19 protein-coding genes are annotated in these 19,485 nt (G+C 67.3%); 2 read left to right on the forward strand and 17 right to left on the reverse strand.

The window, feature by feature from the left end; genetic code table 11:
* Positions 1 to 20: 20 nt before the first annotated feature.
* From AKJ13_RS03655 to AKJ13_RS03730, 16 genes are all read right to left on the reverse strand, one after another.
* Complete coding sequence (locus AKJ13_RS03655) at positions 21 to 815, reverse strand: nucleotidyltransferase family protein (protein ID WP_050732119.1); 795 nt, start codon at positions 813 to 815, stop codon at positions 21 to 23.
* A gap of 2 nt (positions 816 to 817) precedes the next feature.
* Positions 818 to 1,933: a glycosyltransferase gene (locus AKJ13_RS03660; RefSeq protein ID WP_050732120.1), complete on the reverse strand. Its 1,116-nt coding sequence runs from the start codon at positions 1,931 to 1,933 to the stop codon at positions 818 to 820.
* Between the two features lie 7 nt (positions 1,934 to 1,940).
* Positions 1,941 to 2,525: a histidine phosphatase family protein gene (locus AKJ13_RS03665; RefSeq protein ID WP_050732121.1), complete on the reverse strand. Its 585-nt coding sequence runs from the start codon at positions 2,523 to 2,525 to the stop codon at positions 1,941 to 1,943.
* A complete protein-coding gene (locus AKJ13_RS03670) occupies positions 2,522 to 3,634 on the reverse strand; it encodes an inositol-3-phosphate synthase (protein WP_050732122.1) in 1,113 nt (370 codons plus the stop codon). Before AKJ13_RS03670 ends, AKJ13_RS03665 begins: the two co-directional genes overlap by 4 nt.
* Before the next feature lie 69 nt (positions 3,635 to 3,703).
* Positions 3,704 to 4,714 carry a UDP-glucuronic acid decarboxylase family protein gene (locus AKJ13_RS03675; RefSeq protein ID WP_050732123.1) on the reverse strand — a complete coding sequence of 337 codons (1,011 nt, stop codon included), beginning with the start codon at positions 4,712 to 4,714 and terminating at the stop codon, positions 3,704 to 3,706.
* Between the two features lie 19 nt (positions 4,715 to 4,733).
* Positions 4,734 to 5,876 (reverse strand): glycosyltransferase, encoded by a 1,143-nt coding sequence (locus tag AKJ13_RS03680; RefSeq protein WP_050732124.1) that lies wholly within the window; start codon positions 5,874 to 5,876, stop codon positions 4,734 to 4,736.
* Complete coding sequence (locus AKJ13_RS03685; RefSeq protein WP_050732161.1) at positions 5,873 to 6,967, reverse strand: glycosyltransferase; 1,095 nt, start codon at positions 6,965 to 6,967, stop codon at positions 5,873 to 5,875. The genes AKJ13_RS03680 and AKJ13_RS03685 overlap by 4 nt, the downstream gene beginning before the upstream one ends.
* Positions 6,964 to 8,076, reverse strand: coding sequence for a glycosyltransferase (locus AKJ13_RS03690; protein WP_050732125.1), 1,113 nt, complete (start codon positions 8,074 to 8,076; stop codon positions 6,964 to 6,966). Before AKJ13_RS03690 ends, AKJ13_RS03685 begins: the two co-directional genes overlap by 4 nt.
* On the reverse strand, positions 8,073 to 9,194 hold the full coding sequence (locus tag AKJ13_RS03695; RefSeq protein WP_200905578.1) for a glycosyltransferase family 4 protein: 1,122 nt from the start codon (positions 9,192 to 9,194) through the stop codon (positions 8,073 to 8,075). The genes AKJ13_RS03690 and AKJ13_RS03695 overlap by 4 nt, the downstream gene beginning before the upstream one ends.
* A gap of 2 nt (positions 9,195 to 9,196) precedes the next feature.
* Positions 9,197 to 10,489 (reverse strand): TIGR04295 family B12-binding domain-containing radical SAM protein, encoded by a 1,293-nt coding sequence (locus AKJ13_RS03700; RefSeq protein WP_050732127.1) that lies wholly within the window; start codon positions 10,487 to 10,489, stop codon positions 9,197 to 9,199.
* Positions 10,486 to 11,595: an SDR family NAD(P)-dependent oxidoreductase gene (locus tag AKJ13_RS03705; RefSeq protein WP_244471499.1), complete on the reverse strand. Its 1,110-nt coding sequence runs from the start codon at positions 11,593 to 11,595 to the stop codon at positions 10,486 to 10,488. The genes AKJ13_RS03700 and AKJ13_RS03705 overlap by 4 nt, the downstream gene beginning before the upstream one ends.
* Positions 11,592 to 12,704 (reverse strand): SDR family NAD(P)-dependent oxidoreductase, encoded by a 1,113-nt coding sequence (locus tag AKJ13_RS03710; protein ID WP_050732128.1) that lies wholly within the window; start codon positions 12,702 to 12,704, stop codon positions 11,592 to 11,594. Before AKJ13_RS03710 ends, AKJ13_RS03705 begins: the two co-directional genes overlap by 4 nt.
* Positions 12,705 to 13,376: 672 nt before the next feature.
* On the reverse strand, positions 13,377 to 13,694 hold the full coding sequence (locus tag AKJ13_RS03715) for a divalent metal cation transporter (RefSeq protein ID WP_244471500.1): 318 nt from the start codon (positions 13,692 to 13,694) through the stop codon (positions 13,377 to 13,379).
* A 524-nt stretch (positions 13,695 to 14,218) separates the two neighbouring features.
* Positions 14,219 to 14,488 carry a hypothetical protein gene (locus AKJ13_RS03720; RefSeq protein ID WP_050732130.1) on the reverse strand — a complete coding sequence of 90 codons (270 nt, stop codon included), beginning with the start codon at positions 14,486 to 14,488 and terminating at the stop codon, positions 14,219 to 14,221.
* A 786-nt stretch (positions 14,489 to 15,274) separates the two neighbouring features.
* Positions 15,275 to 15,622: an NUDIX domain-containing protein gene (locus AKJ13_RS03725; RefSeq protein WP_050732131.1), complete on the reverse strand. Its 348-nt coding sequence runs from the start codon at positions 15,620 to 15,622 to the stop codon at positions 15,275 to 15,277.
* A gap of 196 nt (positions 15,623 to 15,818) precedes the next feature.
* Positions 15,819 to 16,382, reverse strand: coding sequence for a DUF1003 domain-containing protein (locus tag AKJ13_RS03730; RefSeq protein ID WP_050732163.1), 564 nt, complete (start codon positions 16,380 to 16,382; stop codon positions 15,819 to 15,821).
* Between the two features lie 1,278 nt (positions 16,383 to 17,660).
* On the opposite strand from AKJ13_RS03730, the gene AKJ13_RS03740 reads away from it, so the two are divergent.
* On the forward strand, positions 17,661 to 18,122 hold the full coding sequence (locus tag AKJ13_RS03740) for a hypothetical protein (RefSeq protein ID WP_050732133.1): 462 nt from the start codon (positions 17,661 to 17,663) through the stop codon (positions 18,120 to 18,122).
* A gap of 138 nt (positions 18,123 to 18,260) precedes the next feature.
* A complete protein-coding gene (locus AKJ13_RS03745; RefSeq protein WP_050732134.1) occupies positions 18,261 to 18,782 on the forward strand; it encodes a PRC-barrel domain-containing protein in 522 nt (173 codons plus the stop codon).
* Between the two features lie 327 nt (positions 18,783 to 19,109).
* On the opposite strand, the gene AKJ13_RS31835 is transcribed toward AKJ13_RS03745, so the two are convergent.
* The coding region (locus AKJ13_RS31835) for an autotransporter domain-containing protein (RefSeq protein ID WP_160320592.1) at positions 19,110 to 19,485 on the reverse strand (376 nt) is incomplete at its 5' end.

Below are 19,485 nucleotides of genomic sequence, written 5' to 3' on the forward strand. Positions count from 1 at the left end.
CGTCAGGCTTCCTCCGGGCGTCAGGGGATGGACAGCGCGCAAGCCATGGAGGCGGGCTCGCCGAGGGAGAGGCGTCCGGGCTCTCCGTTGCGCTCAGCCTCGCCGAGGAGTGCGATGGCGGCGCGATACCCGTCGAGGGTACCGGCATCGACGTAGGATCGTCCGGCCCGGATCCCCCGCGCCTGCCCGCCGCCAGCCAGGTAGGCGTTCACCAGCGTGCCGACATAGTCGTCGGCGCAGCCCCGCGACTGCCAAAGCGCGTGCAGCGCGCCGAGGATCCGCCCCGGCATCTTGAAGGCCCCCCAAATCCAGCGGGAGCTGGCGTCGCTGCGCTTCACCTGGATCTCCGTGATCCGGTCCTCCGCATCCAGGACGACGGCGTCGAAGCGTTCGGGCCGATCCACGGGAAACAGCAGGAACGAGAGGACCTCGTCCGGAAGCGTCGTCAGGGCGTCCTCCGGAAACCAGATCGTATCGGGAAGCCCCACGATAATCGGCTCGTCGGGGCCGATCAGCGGAAGGGCGCGGAACACCGCGTCGCACAGCCCGTTCGCCCGCGGCTGAACCACGTAGGCGATCGGAACGCTGCCATAGCCCGCGCCATAATACTCGATGATGTCGGACTTGCCCGGCGCGATCACGAAGCAGATCCGCGTGACCCCCGCGCGCAGCATCCGCTCCACCAAGTATTCGCTCACGGCGCAGGGGCATTCCACGCCATCACGCAGGCGGCTTCCGACCGGCAGCAGCTCCTTCGAGAAGGCAAGGGGCTGGATGCGGCTGCCCAGGCCCGCCGCCGGCACGATTCCCCACATGCTCAAGGCTCCGCGCTGAGTTCGGGCTGGCGCACGCCGACGGCGGATGCGCATCCGGGCAAGTCCGCGAGGATCCGCTCGAGGGCATCGAGCCGCCGGGCGGCGGTGTGATCGGTGAGCGTCCGATCGCGGCCCGCCTCGGCGATACGCTGGAGCTCGGTATCGGTGAGGTCCATGGCTGCGCAGACGTCGTCAGCGTCGCGTGCGATCAGGATCTCCGTGCCGGGCCGGTAGAAGGCATCGAGCCCGGCCCAGTCGTCGCTCAGCACGGCGGCACCGCAGGCCGTCGCCTCGAACACCCGGCCGGACGGACACCACCCCATCTCGGCCATGGCCGCCCGCGTGACGTTGAGCGTGAGCCGCGAGGAGGAGAAGAAGGCCGGGTGCTCCTCGGGGACGACGTGGTGACTGAAGTGGATGTTCGGCCCCCAGGGGAAGTCCGCCGGGTATTGCGCCCCGCCGATCAGGAAGCGGCGATCCGGATGGCGGCGGGCCGGCTCGACGAGGAGGTCCGCGACGCCGGCCTGCCGGTCGGCCGCGTAGGTCCCGAGATAGGAGAGGTCCGAACGGTAGCGCGCGATGGCAGCCGCGGGGCGGTGCACAGCGGGGTCGACGTGTCCGTATAGCGGCGCCACCTGGCGTGCCCCGAGTTCGTCCTTCAGGGCGGTCAGGGCACGGCCGCCGGTATAGCTCAGCACGAGGTCGAAGCCGGCGAGACCGTCCGGACCAATGTACTCGACCACCTCGCCACGCTGCAGGCGCGCGAGCGTCACAGGCGTGTCAAGATCGTAGAAGACCCGCTTGGCCCGGGGCGCCGCGAGCACGAGGTCCGTTGCCGCCCGAGCATCTGGGCAGTAGGATGTCACCATCGCGACGTCCGCGTCGGCCAACTCGCCCGCCGCGCGGGCCTCAACGGTGCTCCACGCGTCGAACAGGACGAGTTGGCCGCCGGGCAGCGCGGTAAGGTCGCGGTGCGCGCGGTAGTACGGCACGTCGCGCTCGAAGAAGACGACGTGATGCCCGCGTTCCGCCATGGCGCGGCACAGGCCCCGCCACAGGGTCGCATGACCGTTACCCCAGGCAGAGCTGACAGTAAGTCCGAAGACGATCAGCTTCATCGTGGCCTCATGTGGTGGCCGGTTGCTCGTTCAGGCCGAGGAGGCGCCCGCCCCCCGGCCAGAGTTCCACGAGGCTCAGCGAGCCGGGATCGACCGCGATCCGGTCGTAGAAGTCGAGGGAGAGCCCGAGGACCGTCACAAGGGCGGCCCGGATCACGTCGCAATGGCTCACCAGCACGCAGGTTCCGCTGAGCCGCTCGAGGAGCCCGAGGATGCGGCCTTGCGCCTCCATCATGCTCTCGCCGCCCGGCGCCCGGGTCGTCGCGCGGGCCTCGTTCCAATGCCGCCAGAGTGGATCGTCCGCGAGGTCCGCGAAGCTTCGACCGGTCCAGTCGCCGAACGCGATCTCGTCGAGTTCCTGAGCGACGGCGACCGGCCGGCCGAGTCGGGCCGCGATGGGTTCCGCGGTTTCCAAGGCGCGCTGCTGCGGGCTGGACAGGACGTCGGTGGCGCCAGAGCCCGAAAGGCGGCCGGCGAGCGCGACCGCCTCGGCATGGCCGCGTGCGCCGAGCGCAACACCGGGCATGCGCCCGCACAGGATCCCGTGCACGCGGTCGTGCGCCGCGTGGCGCACAAGGTAGACCCGGGTCACGTCGGCTCCGGCGATCCGGACGGCTCCGGATCGGGCTGACCGGCGATGAAACGGAGCGTCCTCTCCCGCGCCTCTTGATCGGTGAACTGGCGCGGCGGCGCCTTCATGAAGTAGCTCGACGGCCCAATCAGGGCACCTCCGGTGCCGCGGTCGCGGGCGAGCTTGGCGCAGCGTACGGCATCGATCACGATGCCGGCCGAGTTCGGTGAATCCCAGACTTCGAGCTTCAGCTCGATGTTGAGCGGCGTTCCGCCGAAGGCTGTCCCTTCAAGGCGGATATGCGCCCATTTGCGGTCGGTGAGCCACGGCACGTGGTCGCTCGGTCCAACATGGATGTCGTGCGGGGCGAGGGGCACGTCGAGCTGGCTCGTGACGGCGCGCGTCTTCGAGAGCTTCTTCGATTCCAGCCGCTCCCGCTCCAGCATGTTTTTGAAATCGGCATTGCCGCCGAAGTTGAGCTGGTAGGTCCGATCGAGGCGGACACCGCGCTCGCGCAAGAGGTTGGCGAGCATCCGGTGCACGATCGTGGCGCCGACCTGGCTCTTGATGTCGTCGCCGATCAGCGGCAGCCCGCGCGCCTCGAACCGCGCCCTCCACGCCGGGTTCGACGCGATGAAGACCGGGATACAATTGACCAGTGCGCAGCCCGCCCGTAGGGCGCAGTCGGCGTAGTATTCGGCGGCGCGTTCGGACCCGACCGGCAGGTAGCAGACGAGGACGTCCGTGCGGGTTCGCTCGAGCTCCGCCGCGACATCGACCGGTGGCTCGTCCGATTCCGGTACGTCGGCCCGCAGGTAGGCCCCGAGCCCGTCGAGCGTTGGCCCGCGCCGCACCACGACCCCGCTAGGCGGCACGTCGGCGAAACGCTGCGTGTTATTCGGTGGGGCCAGGATCGCATCGGCGAGGTCGTACCCGACCTTTCGAGCATTGATGTCAAAGGCGCAGACCACCTCGATATCGGCGACATGGTAGCCGCCGAGCTCGACGTTCATCAATCCGGGCACGGTCTCGCCAGCTTGAGTCTCGCGGTAGTAGCGCAGACCCTGCACGAAGGACGAGGCGCAGTTGCCAACACCGATAATGCCGACGCGAACCTTGGGTCTACTCATCAAGGCTTCCTCACGCGCGCCGAAATACGGGGGCCGGGCCACGTTCCCCACTCGCCTGCGGCAGCAGGCTCACTCCGCTGCAATGATGTCATCCTTCAGTCGCTCACTCCGGATCGCCAGGTCAGGCTGGACCTCGTTCGTGAACCACGCGATCGTCGCCTCTAGCCCCTCCTCGAGCGCCACGGCCGGGGACCAGCCGAGCACGTCGTACGCCCGGGTTATATCTGGTCTGCGCCGACGCGGATCGTCGACCGGAAGCGGCCGCTTGACCACCCGCGAGGTGGTTCCAGTCAGGCGGACAACGCGCGCGACGAGGTCTTCGACCGTCAGTTCGTTAGGATTTCCCAGGTTGACCGGACCGCCCGGCAATGTGTCCCGGGCCATCAGACGCATCAGGCCGTCGACAAGGTCGCTGACGTAGCAGAACGAACGGGTCTGGCTCCCGTCGCCGTAAATCGTGATGTCCGAGCCCGAGAGGGCCTGGCAGATGACGTTAGAGACAACGCGCCCGTCATCGGCTCGCATGCGCGGTCCGTAAGTGTTGAAGATGCGTGCCACCCGCACGTCTGTGCCATGGCCACGCTCGAAATCAAAAATTAGGGATTCAGCGGCCCGTTTGCCTTCATCGTAGCAGGCCCTCGGCCCAATTGGGTTCACGTTGCCCCAGTAGGATTCCCGCTGCGGGTGGACATCGGGGTCGCCGTAGACCTCGCTGGTCGAGGCTTGGAGAAAGCGCGCGCCATCCTCGCGGGCTCGTTCCAGCAGACGGTTGGTGCCCAGCACACTGGTCATCATCGTGTGGACCGGGTTCGCTTGGTAATGCGGCGGCGAGGCCGCACAGGCGAGATTGAAAATCCGGTCAAACCGCGGCAGGCGCGGCAGCGGATCGACCAAGTCTGCCTCAAAGAAATCGAAGCGGGGCTCGTCCCGAAGGTGGTCAAGATTGCTCTGGCGTCCAGTCAAAAGATTGTCGAGGCACGTCACGCTCGCGCCATCGGCAAGCAGTGCGTGAATCAAATGCGACCCGATAAAGCCCGCGCCACCCGCAACAAGAACATTAAGGCCTCCCCTTCTCGTCATGACGTCCTCCTTGTGGTTGCTATTGTTTACTCAGGACTTCATCGCTTGATACCTCGCAAAACATTGAGTGCGTAATGATGTTCCCGCATCGGCTAACTGCCTCGCGAAGATGGATGTCGAGTTCCGCGGCCCGGTGCTCGGCGCTGTGGCTCGCGAGCACCCGGGCGCGCGCGGCGTCCGCGAGCCTTTGGCGCTCGATCTCCGGCTGCCCTTCGAGCAGGCCCAGGACGTCCGCGGTAGTCTCGACCGGCAGGATTTCGCGTCCCGGGATCAGCACGGTCTCCAAGCCCTCCCACCAGTCAGTCAGGATCGGCGTACCGCAAGCGGCGGCTTCGAACAGGCGCACGCTCGGACTGTACCCGGCTCGGATCATGTCGGCCCGGGTCACGTTCAACGTGTAGCGGCTCGCCGCGTAGAAGGCTGGGTGATCCCGTGGCGCGACGTGTTCGATCCGCTCGACGTTGCGCGGCCAGTCCACGGCGTCGGGGTATTGCGGGCCCGCCACCACGAAGCGCAGGTGCGGAGCGTCCCGGGCCGCGTCCACGAGGAGCCGCGTCAGGGTCGGCTGCCGATCCGGGCTGTAGGTCCCAAGATAGGAGAGGTCCCAGCGTGCCTCCCGCTCCAAAACCGGGTAGGCCGCCGGGTCGACGGAGCAGTAGAGTTGGCGCGCCGCGGGCGAGCCGTAGCGCGCCTCGATCCGGCGCAGGGTCGGCCCGCCAGTGAAGGACAGGTAGAGGTCGTAGGCGCGGATCAGGTCGGGCGTGAGATACGCGTGGTCCCGGGCCTCGAGTTTCGCCAAGGTGACAGGTGTGTCGATGTCGTAGAAGGCGCAGACTGATCGGGTCCAGGCGCGGACACGCCGGCCCACCGCGGCGCCCTCCGGCACGTAGGAGCCCACGATCACCGCGTCGGCAGCGGTGATCCGATCGCGAAACCGTTCGAGATCAGCGAGATCGCGGTAGAAGGCGAGGTCGCAATAGTCCGGTGCCACCAAGTCCCGGTGCTCGGCGTACCAGGGCACCTCGCGCTCGAGGAACAGGATCGCGTGCCCGCGCCGGGCGAAGGCCTTCAACAGCGCCCGGTAGGTGGTGGCGTGGCCGTTGCCCCAGGACGAGGACAGGCTGAGCCCGAGGACGACGAGACGGAGCGGGGCGCCGGTCACGCGAGGTTCCGTTCGCGCTTGCGGGCGGAGACCGCGCTCAGGATCGCGTCAACCTCCGCGCCCCGATGCGCATAGGTGTGTTCGCGGGTGATCCGGGCGCGGGCGGCGGCTCCGATCGCACGTGCGCGCCCGGGCGTCAGCGCGGCCACGTGCTCGGCAACGTCCTGGCCGTCGCGGGCGACCAGTACCTCCTCCCCATCCCGAAGGAACAGCTCGAGCCCGGTCCAGGCGTCGGTGATCAGGCAGGCGCCGGCGCCTGCCGCCTCGAAGACACGGGTCGCCGGCGAGAAGCCCACCGCCGCCATGCTGTCGCGGGCGATGTTGAGCACCGCGCGGGGCGTCGTGTTGAAGGCGTTGTGCTCGCGTGTGTAGACGTGTCCGAGCGCGCGGACATTGGCCGGCATGGCCTTGCCGTCCCAACCGTTGCCGCCGATCAGGAAGGACCGATCCGGGAGCCGCGCTGCGGCGCCGAGGAAGAACGTCTCAACGCGCGCCTCTCGGTCCGGGAGGCGGTTGCCCAGGAATGCGAGGTCGGCCGCGAAGCGCGGATCGGCCGGAACCGGGTGATGGGTGTCGGGATCCAGGGCATTGTAGATCGGGATGCAGCGCGCGGCGCCGAAGCCCTCGTAGGCGGCGATCACCGGTGGACCGCCGCCATAAGTGAGAACGAGGTCCAGCGCCGGCATCGCGCGGCGGACGGCGTGCCCCGGGTCCTGCGCGATCTCGGCGAGGGTTGCGGGCGCGTCCACATCCCAGAAGATGCGGATCGCCTCGGGACGGGAGGCGGCGACGAGGCCGGCCAGCAACGCGTCGTCGAACACGCCCACGCCGCTCGCCTTCACGACCACGTCCGCCTGGGCTGCCTCCGCTACGACGGCGTGCATCGCGTCCGGCGTCGCCGGATACACGCGCACGTCGGCGTAGGGCGGCGGGTCGATGTCGCGGTGCTTCTGTCGATCGTAGGCGTCCGGCTCGTAGAAGGTGATGCGGTGGCCGCGCGCCGCGAGGTCCCGCAGTAGACCACGGTAATACGTGGCTGCGCCGTTCCAGTAGGAGGAGAGCAGGCTCGATCCGTAGAAAGCGATCCTCACGCGCACCTCTCCTGCGGGGTGGGCGCGCGCAGCCGCTGGGCGACACGCAGAAGCTCCTCGGCGCGGTGGCCGCAGGTATGACGAGCGCGGATCACGGCGAGCCCGTTCTGGACGAGGCTGCGCCGCAGCTCGGCATCGTCACGCAGGGCGCGCAAGCTGCGCTCCATCTCCGCGCCGCTGCGGGCGACGAGATAGTCGATGCCCGGCCGGAAAAGGCCCTCGGCATCCTCCCAGGGTGAACATACCAGGGGGATGCCGCAGGCCAGCGCTTCGAAGACCCGAATGGTCGGAATGCCGGGCAGCCGCTCTACGTAGAAGCGGCGCGGCACGTGCACGGTGGCGAGGTGATGGGCGAACAGCGCCGGGGCGGCCACGTTGGCCGCCCAGCCGTGATAGCGCGCGCCGTATCGGGCGAGCGTCGCCAGCGCGGCCTCGGGATAGCGCACGCCGTAGATGTCAAGGGGCAGGCCCACCGCCTGCGCGGGCCCGAACAAGAAGCTCTCCAGCTCGGCGCTGCGCTCGTCGTCGCCCCAGTTGCCGATCCAGACGAGCCCATGCCGCGGGCCCTCCGTGATCGGCGGCTGGAACAGCGGGATGTCGGCGGCCTCGTGCCAGACGAAGACGCGGTCGCCCCAACCCCAGTCGCGATACACCGCGGCTAGGGCTTCGCCGAAGGCCAGCACGCCGTCGTAGCCCGACAGATCGAAGCGCCGCATGGTCTCCGGCTCGCTGACCGCCCGGTGATGCGTGTCGTGGAACAGAAGCGTGTCGAACGCGCCACGCTTACGGGCCTCTCCGAGGGCCGCGACGAGGGCGGGCTCGTTCCACTCGTGCACGATGACGAGGTCGGCCTGCGCGGCACGCTCCACCGCCGGCTCGATCGCGTCGTAGGTCTCGGCCTGCAGTTCCGGGTAGGCGGCCCGGAACGGCGCCAGCCCCGCCTCGCCGTGGTCGCGCAGGAGGTTCGCCAGGCTCCAGGCCCCCCGCGGCTCGAACGACTGGACCTCGTGGCCGCGCCGGATCAGTTCGCGGAGGACACCGCGCAGGAAATGGGCGTTGCCGTGGTTCCAGCACGAGGCGAGCGAGTGGGTGAAGTAGGCGATCCTCATGCGGCCGCTCCCTGTCGGGAGGCTCGAACCTCGGGTCCGGCGAGGAGCGCCTCGAACACGTCGAAGACGGACGCCGTCGAGGCTGCGACCGTGTAGCGACCCGCCTGCTCCCGCGCCGCCCGTCCGAGGCCCGCACGCCGGTCTGGGTCGGCCGCAAGGGCATCCAGCAGGCCGGCGACCGCATCCGCGTCGTCGGGCTCGACGAACAGGGCGGCGTCCGCCCACAATTCCCGGAAGGTCGGCAGGTCCGACAACACGAGGGCGCAGCCGGCCTGGGCCGCCTCCAGAACGGCGAGGCCAAACGGCTCGTAGCGGGCCAGCGAGACGAAGATCGGTCGCCCGGAGAGTTCCGCCGCGATGCCGGCCTCGTCGAGCTCGCCCAGCCCTATGAGGTGGGCCGGCCGAACGCGCTCGCCGTTGGGGCCCGTCACCGGACCCGCCGCCCGCACCGGCAGCGCAGTCCTGGCCGCGACGCGGTCGAGACCGGCGCAGTTCTTGGCCCGGTCCCACAGCCGGCCGGCTGTGAAGGCGAAGGGCACTGGATCCGTCTCGGGAGTGTCGGCAGGGGCCAGGGGCCGGCGACCGTTATGGACGGCCCTCGGTGGCCGGGTCAGCCCGTAGGCGCGGGCCGTCGCGTCGGCAAAAGCCCGACTCGGAGCCAGGAGCGCATCGGCGCGGCGGCAACCGTGCGCGACGAGCTCCGCCAGCCACGCCAGATCCCCGGGAAGCGGGCCGGTCCCGGCCGCCGCCCACCAGGTCGCCACGCAGGAATGGCAGACCGCGATGACGGGCACCGGGAAGTCCGCCGCAGCCACGAAGGCGGGGCTGTGCAGGTGAACGAGATCGGCTCTGACCGCACAGGCCGTCCGCGCCAGCGCTTCGCCGGCCCCCGTCACCGCGCCGCGATCCGTCGCCATCCAGTCGAGGGGTAGCCCCGTCCTGACGAGGCGGCATCCGGCGGCTTCGGCGCGCGCGGCCTGCGCCGCGGACGGGTCCGGACCGAGTACGGCGAGCGTCACGCGGACGCCCGCATCGACGAGCCCCCCGGCGAGGTCGACCGTGTAGGACCAGACGCCGCCGACGGCATCGGCGGTCATCAGGACGTGGAAGCGCTGCATCCTCAGCTCCGTCCGCATGCCGCCTCCAGTTCGCGAAGCGGCAGCGGCCGCTCTTCCTGGATGTCGCTGAACGCGTCGAAGAGGCCGAGGTAGTGCGCGTGCGCCCGCTCCCAGGCCAAATCGTCCGGCTCGCCCCAGAGACGCCGATAGTCGGGGGAGCTGGGATAGGGGTAGAGCGGCACGGGATCGTTTGCCCAGACGCCCCGTCCACGCAGGTGATCGCGCCATTGCGCCACCATCGCGGGGTCGTCGCCCGCGACCTTGATTAGGTTCGCTTGCACGAACGGCACGGTCTTGCGGGCGTGGATCAGCCGCTCGGCGAGTTCGTCGGTGGTGGCGCGGCACTTCTTGTCGAGGGCGGCCCGGCCCTGAACCGTCAGGCTCTCGATGCCGGCCTCGATCGAGACGCATCCGGCCGCCCCGAGGAGATCCAGCATGTCCGGCTTCCACAGGTCGATCCGGGTCTGGATGCCAAAGCGCAGGTCGCGCGCGACCAGGGCCTCGAGGAGCGGCTTTTGGGGCAGGAAGATCTCGTCGATGAAGTAGACGTAGGTGACGCCCTGGGCGATGAGCCCGTCGATCTCGGCGAGGACGGGGTCGAGATCGCGCCGGCGATACGCGTCGCGAAAATCGATCTTCGCGCAGAAGCTGCAGGTATACGGGCAGCCGCGCGAGGCCTCGACTTCGGCGCCGGGACCGTCGGGCCCCTGGTCGAACCGATGGTGGTGGTGGGTGTGGCGCGCGATCCACTCCGCCGGCCAGCGCAGCGCCGGGGCGTCGCTGAACCGGGCCGCGTGCGGTCCCCCGGTGATCCGCACGTCGCCGCCGTCCCGGTAGGCGATCGACGGCACGCTCCGGAGGTCCTGCGCCTCCGCGAGACGCAGGACGATCTCCTCGCACTCCCCGCGCACGACGGCGTCGACGTCCAGTTTCCCCAGCGTCGCGCGTGGGGTCGCCGAGCCGTGCGGTCCGACCGCAACCGTGCGGCCTCCGCGCCCGGCCAGCGCGTCCAGAAAGGCGCGCGGCACCCGCAATTCCGGCGGCGCGCAGCGCCAGAACAGGTAGGTCGGCGCGGTCGTCACCACGGTCATGTCAGCGCCGAAAGCCGCGACTTTCTCCGCAGTCTGCGCGTGCGTCAGCTCGCAGAGGTGCGCGTCGAGCATCAGCACGTCGTGGCCTGCGGCGGTCAGGAGGGCGGCGCTGTAGCCGAGTTCGAGTGCGAAATGCGGCTCGCGGCAGCCGAAATAGATGCTGTTGCGGTAATCCCAGGCGGGATTGACGAGGGCGACCCTCATTCGCCTGCTCCCATCAGCGACGTGTACCGATCGCCGGGGCCGCCTATCCCGCCGGTGCCCCTCGTGCTCGTAAGCCAAGCGGCGAGGTCTGACACGCCGCGTCGCCACGGCGTCGGGACCGGAAGGCCGAGGACCGATTGGGCACGGCGTGTATCAGAAACGTAGTAGCGCTGGTCGCCGGCGCGCCACTCCGAGAAGCGGTGATCGACCGGGCGCCCCACGAGCGTCTCGATATGGGCGAGGACTTGGCGCAGGCTCACGGCATTGCTCGGACCGCCACCGAGGTTGAAGGCTTGGCCTGCGATGCTCTCGATCCGCTCCCAGGCCGCCCGGTAGGCCGTGACCGCGTCCGAGACGTGCAGAACGTCGCGGACCTGCCGCCCATCCCCGTAGATGCTGATGGGCCGACCCGCGATGGCGCTGATCAGGAAATGCGCGACCCAGCCCTGATCCTCGGTGCCCATCTGCCGCGGGCCGTAGATGCAGCTCATCCGCAGGACCGCGGTCGGAATGCCGAAGCTGCGGGCGTAGTCGAGGACGTACTGGTCGGCGCCGCCTTTGGAGCAGCCGTAGGGTGTATGAAAATCGAGGGGCTGCCGCTCGCCAATGCCCCAGCGCCGCAACTCGGGATCGGCGGGCACGTAGGCATCGTCCGCGGCGGTCAGCGGTAGATTGGGCAGGTTGCCGTAGACCTTGTTGGTCGACGCGAAGATGAGCGGCACCCGCCGCGCGCGCGCGGCTTCGAGCACCGTGATCGTGCCGCCGAGATTGACTGCAAAATCCTCCATGGGTGAGACCAGGCTCGTGGTCACGGCGACCTGTGCCGCAAGGTGGAAAACGACATCCGCCTCGGTCACGCAATCCGCGACCAGGTCCGCATCGCGAACGTCGCCGGTAACCGCCGTCAGAGCGGCGGGATGGCGTTCTGCCAGCCAAGCTAGGTTTGCCTCGACGCCGGGCCGCGCCAGTGTGTCGAGGACGACGACGCGGTGACCGGCTGCGGCTAGGCTGTCGGCGAGGTTCGCGCCGATGAAACCGGCTCCGCCGGTGATCAGAACGTTGCATCCGGCCGGATCGCCCGGCGGGCGAGGTCGGGGCTGGATCACGCGACCAGGCCCCGGGCTTCGAGTTCCCGGCGGGCCTCGGTCACACGGTCGACGGCCTGCTGCTCGGCAACCCAGGCCGCCAATTCGGCAACCCCGTCGGTGAAATCGCGCCGCGGTGCGAAGCCCAGTTCGCGCTGGATCTTGCCGATGTCGGCAATGCAGTGCCGGATGTCGCCCGTCCGAGCTTGGGCGATGATCTCCGGCGCAAGATGCGGCTTGCCCATCGCCCGGGCTAGGATTTCGGCCACCTCACGAACGGACCAGTTCTGCCCGCTCCCGACATTGTAGACGTTCCCGGGCGCCCGCGGGTGCTCGAGCGCCAGCACGAAGGCCTCGGCCACGTCCTCGACATGGACAAAGTCGCGCCGTTGCTCACCGTCCTCGAAGATCATCGGCCGCTGCCCGTTGTGCAGTCGCGAGGCGAAGATGGCAAGGACACCCGTGTAGGGGTTCGAGAGCGCCTGCCCCGGCCCATAGACGTTCCAGAGCCGCAGGGCGACGCCTTCCATGCCGTAGACCGGGCTGAGCGTCAGCGTCAGACGTTCCTGCACGTGCTTGGTGAGGGCGTAGACCGATGCCAGGGTCGGCGCCTTCCACTCGGGGGTCGGCACGGGCACGAGCGGATGCCCGTGCGCATCCACCGGATCCCAAGGCTCGCCAGAGCGCCGGGATTTGCGTACCGCGTCCTGAACGATGCTGCCGTCCCTGGCTTGGTAGAGGCCTTCGCCGTAGATGCTCATCGAGGAAGCGACGACGACGCGCCGCACCGGCCGGTCTATGAGCTGCTGGAACAGCACGGCGGTGCCGCAATCATTGACTGAGACGTAACGCTCGACCGCGTACATGCTCTGGCCGACGCCGACCTCGGCGGCGAGGTGTACAATTGAGTCCACCCCCTCAATGGCACGCGCCACCACTGAAGCGTCTCGAATGTCGCCCCGAATGAATTCGACTCCTTGAGCCGCTTGTTTCGCACTCGCTCCGCAGCCGTGAACCTGCTCAATCAAGCTATCGAGAATGCGGACTTGGTAGTCGCGCTTTAGCAACGCATTCGACAGATGAGCTCCAATAAAGCCTGCGCCGCCGGTTATGAGAACAATTTTTCTCACACGCAGGTGCCTCCATTCGCACGCGCTCCCAAGCAGAGAGCAGGTCTATCGCAGATCAATGTTGCCGAATCGACGCTTTACAGAGCTACTTAGAGAATTGGCAGGTTGGGACTCGAGTCCAAGAAAATGGTCAGCTTTGGACACGTATTGAGCAAGGCTGATGCATCGACGATGCCGATAAGCCAATCCCTCGATTCGTTCTACTTACCCCCGATGGCGGAGTCACAAAACATCTTGTGATAGTTTTTGTGGCGGAATCGGTGCGGCCGCTAAGGTTCCGGGTTCATTCGGGCTGGCGTCCCGAGCGAGTCCTTCAGGGTAATCACTCTCGGGCCCGGGACATCCGCGCGACAGAGGGGTGCCGTCAGCGCGGCGCTGGAGCCCCACATCATCGAGGTTCGGCTGACCGTGCACGATTCGCTCGCCTCAACCCTCTCCCCCACCAAGCCTGAACCGCAGCGGTTTCGTGAATGGTACCACTAAAGCCCGCGACAAACCTGGTTGACTCGCTCTGTTAAGAATTGGCAACGCCGACAGCATGATGTGGGCCACAAGCGCGCAAACCTCCGTGAGCGAGTGCTCCGTGCACCGGGTGCCAGGCAGGTGCCCTTATAGGAGGAGCCATGTTGCGATGAGGCACGGCGTGGCAATAAAGGTAACCATTGTGGTGGTCTAACCAAGCAGGTTCGTCAAGCCGCCATTGACGCGATTCCCCATGACGACCGTGTCGTTCGCCATTAGCATCATGAGAAAGAGCAGCGGCGGAACCGAAAAGCTCTGCGCAATGTCGGAACAGACCAGGGCCGGCATGGTATTGAAGCCGAGAAAGTTTAGCCCAACTGCCACCACCGTCACGGCCGCGATGGTGCTGTAAAAGAGCCTCGCCTTGCCCGGCTGGGCATGCAGGCTGCCATGGCTTCGAATCCCATGCATTAGATCGTAGGCTGCTCCTGTAGTCATTACCGGAGCGGCCAGGAAATCGACGCCCACTACACCAAGATCTCCCCGCACGCTTCGCTGTGCCGGTACATGCCACCGAGCCGGTGGGTCGCGGTGCGGGAAAGCTGCCTGGACGTCATCACCTGGTTCGTCGCTGAGACACATGGGCTGGGGTAGACCGCGGAACAGCTATTTCGGGCGCATCCCGAGAGCACGGCACGCTCCGGACCGACTATTGCGGGTTGATGATGTTCGCCAGCGACAAAGCGATGGGCGTTGAGGCGAACCGAGCCCTGTATGAGCGAATCTCAAGCTACTGGGACGGGCAGAGCCAATAATGGGGTCCACCGATTTAGGGGTTCAAGGCGAAGGCTGGTCGATGCGGTTTTGGTTGGGGCGCTCGCCGGCCTCGACCAGCCCTCAGCTCTCGCCGCCAGACCAGACGTCGGCATCGCTCAGCCCGAAATCGCCCACCTTCCATCTATCCAACTCAACCCAATCGGCTCGACCTCGACGCCATCGGCGGGAATGGCGGCGACAACTTCTAGGCTTGGGGCAGAGGTCTCGAGCATGGGCTACGCCTCACCGAGTGCCGCCTGGATCATCGCCTTGTACGTCTCGACGGCCCCCGCGACTGTGTCCGAGCCACGATGCTCAACACGCACTGTCGAATTCTCAAGCGCTTGGTCGATGGCGATGATCATCTCGGCGGTCGGCTCGTGCATTGCCGCAACGGCTTCTCGGGCGAGCTTGATGTATCTTTCCCAGCCATGGCGACCATTGTAGTCGCAAATGGGATCAAGCCCGGACTCTCGGCAGAGAACGAAGGCGACGCGCTTAACCATTTTTCCACAGGGCTCCCCGCCCCACCTCGCTGCTGCGGTGGATGGTGGATCAGTCTGCACGTCAGCGCTCCGGAGTTGGAGAGGGAGTGATCACAAACGCAGCCGTCCCTATCGGCGGATCGAACACGACCTTTCGCACATCGCCAAAGTTGCGTCCCCAACATAGGCGACAGGATTTTTGACGAGGATCGTGATGCCGTCGCTGTTCAAGGCAGCGGCGATCCTCTCGCGCTTCATCAGGCGATCGCTTTTGCCGATTATGGCCACAACCGTCTCAGCAACCTGAACGGGAGAGCACGTAGTGTTGAAGGCACCCAAAGCGCAACATTCATGCAGATGTGAGCATCTTTGCGCGACCGGACGCCTGCGCGGGCGGCTAATGCAGCTTGTAGCTCCCGGCGCTCCAGCCGAGGCAGATGGCTAGTGCCAGCAGGTTGCCGGCGGTGAGCCACTCGCCATCATTACCGCGCCAATGTCCGCCTGGTCGCCTCATCCAGCCTGAGTGCGCGGGCAAAGCCACCAAGGCGGCGTACCATGTACTGAATCGCAGTCCTGAAAGCCTGATCGGTATCTTGGGTCATATCAGTTGGAAGGTGCCAGTCGCGTTCCAGCGCGGGAAGGCTTGGATCGTGAGTGCCACGGTTGGCAGGACTTCCGGCAGCGCGTCAGGGCTAAGCCATCTGACCTTCGGGTTCTCCCTCCCATCGCTCGCTGGCTCACCCAAGAAGGTTCGGGCCGCGAACACCATGTTGAAGTCGTGGCAGACGTGGCCGTTTGGATAGGTCCTCACTTCGGTGTCAGGTCCAGACCAAAACCGAACGGGACGAGATCACGGACCTGCAGGCGCGTTTCCAGGCGCGTTTCTTGGAGGGGCTCACACACGGCACAGGTGACGAAGTCCTCGCGCTCATCCGGAACGCCGCCGGGCAGCCCCCATTTGCCGAACTTAGAGCGCGGCTTTAGGAGCAGCCGCCCTTCAGCGTCCTCAACGACGCGCGCGGATGGCACGAGAAGCAAACGATTGTCGATGCGCGGTAGGCCGGCCGTGGGGGGGCTCCATTGAGGCGTCACGCCGCGGATGCTCGCGATCCGGAACTCGAAGAGGATCTTCTCGGGAGTCGTGGCGCCGGGCACTGCTGTCGTCGGCTTTGCACCACCTGCATCGAGGTCGGCTCCTGCACCACGAGTGGGCCATCCGGTGCTCACAGCTGAAAGTCCGGTAATGGCGCACTGGCAACCGAGGCAACCTACGGAGGGACAATGCGGAGCAGATCCACGCCTCTGACCCATGGGGCTGTTGGCGCTCAACCGCTGGCTGTACAGTCGAAGGTCACGAGCCACCGTTCCGTTCGATTTCGTCGAGAACAGCGTTTGGCGCAACATCCTGTCTGAGTTCGTCGACTTCGGGATCAGCTTCGGTCTGGATGCCTAGGCGTTCTGTGATCGCCGAAACCATTGCGACAAGCTTCGTCACCTCGTGCTCGGCCAAGAGGCTGATGTGGAGGTCAAGATCGGCGCGCTTATCGGCTGCAGCGGCCATGCGGTTTTGGCTGATCAACACGAAAGTCGAGAGGAAGATCGCCTCGACGGAAGCGGAGGTACCCAAGATTACAAAGGACTCGTCCCACTTCGGCAGGATCGGCAGCAGACCAGAATTCACGAGGCTCCAGAAGCCAAAGAGCACGACATGTAGGTAAACAAAGGCCATGCTGCCGGTGAATCGCGTAATCGCCTCCGCCACGCGCTCCTGCATGGAGGCGTTCCGTTCCGCTGCACTCCGGCGCTCCTGCAGCGTCTCGATGTTGCGCATGAGGGCTGGAGCCAGCCCTCCCGATTGAGGGGGCGGATAGGTCGCTCGTGCAGGCATGGTTTTCTGCTCGTCTTGCCTTGGCATCGTGACGGGTCTCCGCAGGAGGATCTCCGGAGGAGACTGCTTGACCAACCCGCCCCCGCATCGGGTGATCCCGCTGTAAGAGACAAAGCCGCCCTGAGGTCCAAGTCCCTGAGCGTTAGTAGCCTTGGTACCCGTCCATGAGCGCTTGTTGCGGGGCTGGTGCTGCCACCTTGCGGACGTACCTAACCGGGCTGAGGAAGTCCGCTTACAGATGTCTCACGGGCGTCACTCCAAGTAGCTCTGATCGGCAGCGGGAGCCCATAGCGTCAAGCTTTGTACGGAATCGAGACCTCAGGGTTGTCGCCGCTGCTGCCCGTTCAGGGCGCCTCGGGGGCGTGCGACCTGCGCGGCCGAGTAGCGCTTGCGCACGACCTGGAAGCCGTGGGCGTCGTCGTGGGGAGGGCCCGCGCCCAAGTCTCGGCGGTGACGTAGAACGGACCGTTGACCGCGCCGGTTTCGTCCAGCACGGGTGACCAGGTGAAGGACTGCCAGCTTCGGTCTGGCCGCCCGTTGCGCGAGAATTCGAGCATGACGTCGGCGAGCGTCTGGCTCTCGCCCGTGAGCGCGGAGTCCACGAGCGGCCCAATCTCGTTCCAAATGGTGCCCCAGACCTCGCGGAACGAACGTCCAGGCGGCCGTCCAGGAGCGGCCGCCAAGCGTCGTTGTAGAAGCGGAGCAGGTCCGGCCCTCAGCGAGGAACATCGCCGTCGGGCAGGCGAGCATCAGCGAGAACGCGGAGCGCAGGGCCGGCGGCTATGCCTGCTGGGCCTCCGCCGACGATCAGGCAATTGAGCGGCACGCCAGCGGGTATGGACCAGAGCGCGACCATCCACCTTCACCAGAGACGTCCCGCAGCACGGCCCGTACCAACCGGCCGATGATCCCGCGACTTGCGACCAAGCGTGCACCATCCGGAACAGAGGGCACTCCCTCGCCCGCTCGGCTAGGCGGCGGGCGAGCTCATTTCCGAACTTCGCATCGACGCAGCGCCGCGATTCCGCACGTCGTGCGTTCCCTCCCCTCTGCGCTGTCGGGGTTGTCCCGACAGGCCTGCGGTCTTCTCCGACTGCAAGCCTGCGCCCCACACCACACATCACCTTTCGAGCGGGATGGGGACCGCCGCCGAGCCCGAGCAGTATCCAAGGCCAGGCGACACCGGTGACCGAACTGCGGTCACCGATCCGAACCGTTCCGTAGGCACGCCGAACCATCGGGACGTCCCGCGGCTCAACGGCCAGCCGCGGACGGCCATCCCAAGGCCATCAGGGAGCCGAGTAGATGAAACGCCTTTCGATCGCCCTCGCAGCCGTATCCGTATCCAGCCTCGTCCTGTTCTCGCCGTCGAGCGAGGCGCGGCCCTTCGGCCGAGGACATGGCTTCGTCGGCCATCACCACGGCTTCCACGGCCACAGAGGGCTAGGCTTCCGGGGCCACCATCGCGGCTTCAGGGGTCATTACCGAGGCTTCCGTGGCCATCGTCACGGCTTCAGGGGCCATTACCGTGGGTACCGCGGCATCGGCTTCCGCCCGGCGCGCTTCGGCTACGGGCACCAATACGGCCGCTACGGCTACCGCCGCGGCTATCGTGGCCTGGGCCTCGCCGCAGGTCTGGGCTTCGGCCTCGCCGCCGCGTCCGCCCGACCCGCCTACTACGGGGCGTCCTACGGCTACGGCTACCCCTACGCCCCGGTCGGCTACCGCTACGGCTACGGCGTGGGCCGACCCTACTGCGGCTACTGAGCAGCGGGCGGAGAGGGGCGACGGTCGCTCGATGCGAGACGAGGCTCCCCTCCGCCACGCGAACGAATCCGGCCGGCATCGCGCGGTCCACGGACCGCCGGTGCCGGATCATTCACTCGAAACTCCGAGGTAGAAGCCATGAAGAACGCAGTCATCAGCGCCATCGCTGCCAGCGCCATGCTCGCGATGCCCGCCCTCGCTCAGGACAAGCAGGCGGCCCAGCCCGCGAACGATCCGGCGAAGCCGATGGCGGCCCCGCCGGCCGGCACCGCGATGCCGGCGACCCCGAACGGCGGGGCAATGGCCACCGGCGGCACGGGCGGAATGACGATGGCCGACACGGCGACCGCCAAGATCAAGTTCGTCACGGCCAGGCCGGCCGAGGTCACGTCCTCGAAGCTCGTGGGCAAGAACCTCTACAACAACAAGAACGAGGGCGTTGGCGAGATCGAGGACCTCGTCATCGACAACGGCAAGACGGTGACCGGCGTCGTGGTCAGCGTCGGCGGCTTCCTCGGCATGGGCGAGCGCTACGTGCTGGTCGACCCGTCATCGATCTTCCTGCATCGCGCCGACGGATCGCTGAAGGCGATGGTGGACACGGATAAGGACGCGCTGAAGAACGCGCCGGAGTTCAAGTACAACAAGAAGAACACCTGATCGTGGCCGTGCGGGGGGCTGATTACATGGCGCGGCTCCCCGCTCGACCTGTTTCCTCCCCGCGTGACCGAAAGCCTGCTGTCTTCGCTGCAACGGTCAAGTTCGTTTCGTCCTACGGCTTGTCAGGATGACCCTGACGCCTGTCCGAAGAGGCGACAGACATTTACCGGCGGTGTGTGAGCCGCCGCGCCATTCTGAGTCAGCGGCTTAGCTGTGCAGTCCCAGGTTGACGTCGCACTGTCCCTTATCTCCGGGGTACGGCCGGTCTCCTGCGGGTCGGCGGGGCGTGCCGCAGGTTGCCGCACGCCCCGATCCGGGCGGCCCCATTCACCACCGGTACGAGAGGCTGCCCTTGACGGCGTGGTCCTGCGCCCGGCGGCCGAGCTGGCCGTCATAGGACAGGCCCACCAGCGCGCCCGGCGCAACCTGCCAGTCCAGACCCACGGACGCCAGAGCCGCGTCCCGGGCCAGCGCCGCGCCCGCCGTCCGGAACGCCGTGCCGCCCCGGAACGCCAGCAGTGCCGCCGGCACCCCGTCCCCGAACGCCCGCCGGTAGCCGATCAGGCCCCGCGCCAGCAGCGGGCCGGCGCCGCCGAACAGATCCGCCGCCACCGCCTGCGCCTGAACGCCGGCCGTCGCCGTCTCGACCACATCGGTCCGCCCGAACGCCGCCAGCGCCGACGCGCCCCCCGTCTCGGTGAAG

Source organism: Methylobacterium sp. ARG-1 (assembly GCF_001262595.1).
GTDB classification, from domain to species: domain Bacteria; phylum Pseudomonadota; class Alphaproteobacteria; order Rhizobiales; family Beijerinckiaceae; genus Methylobacterium; species Methylobacterium brachiatum.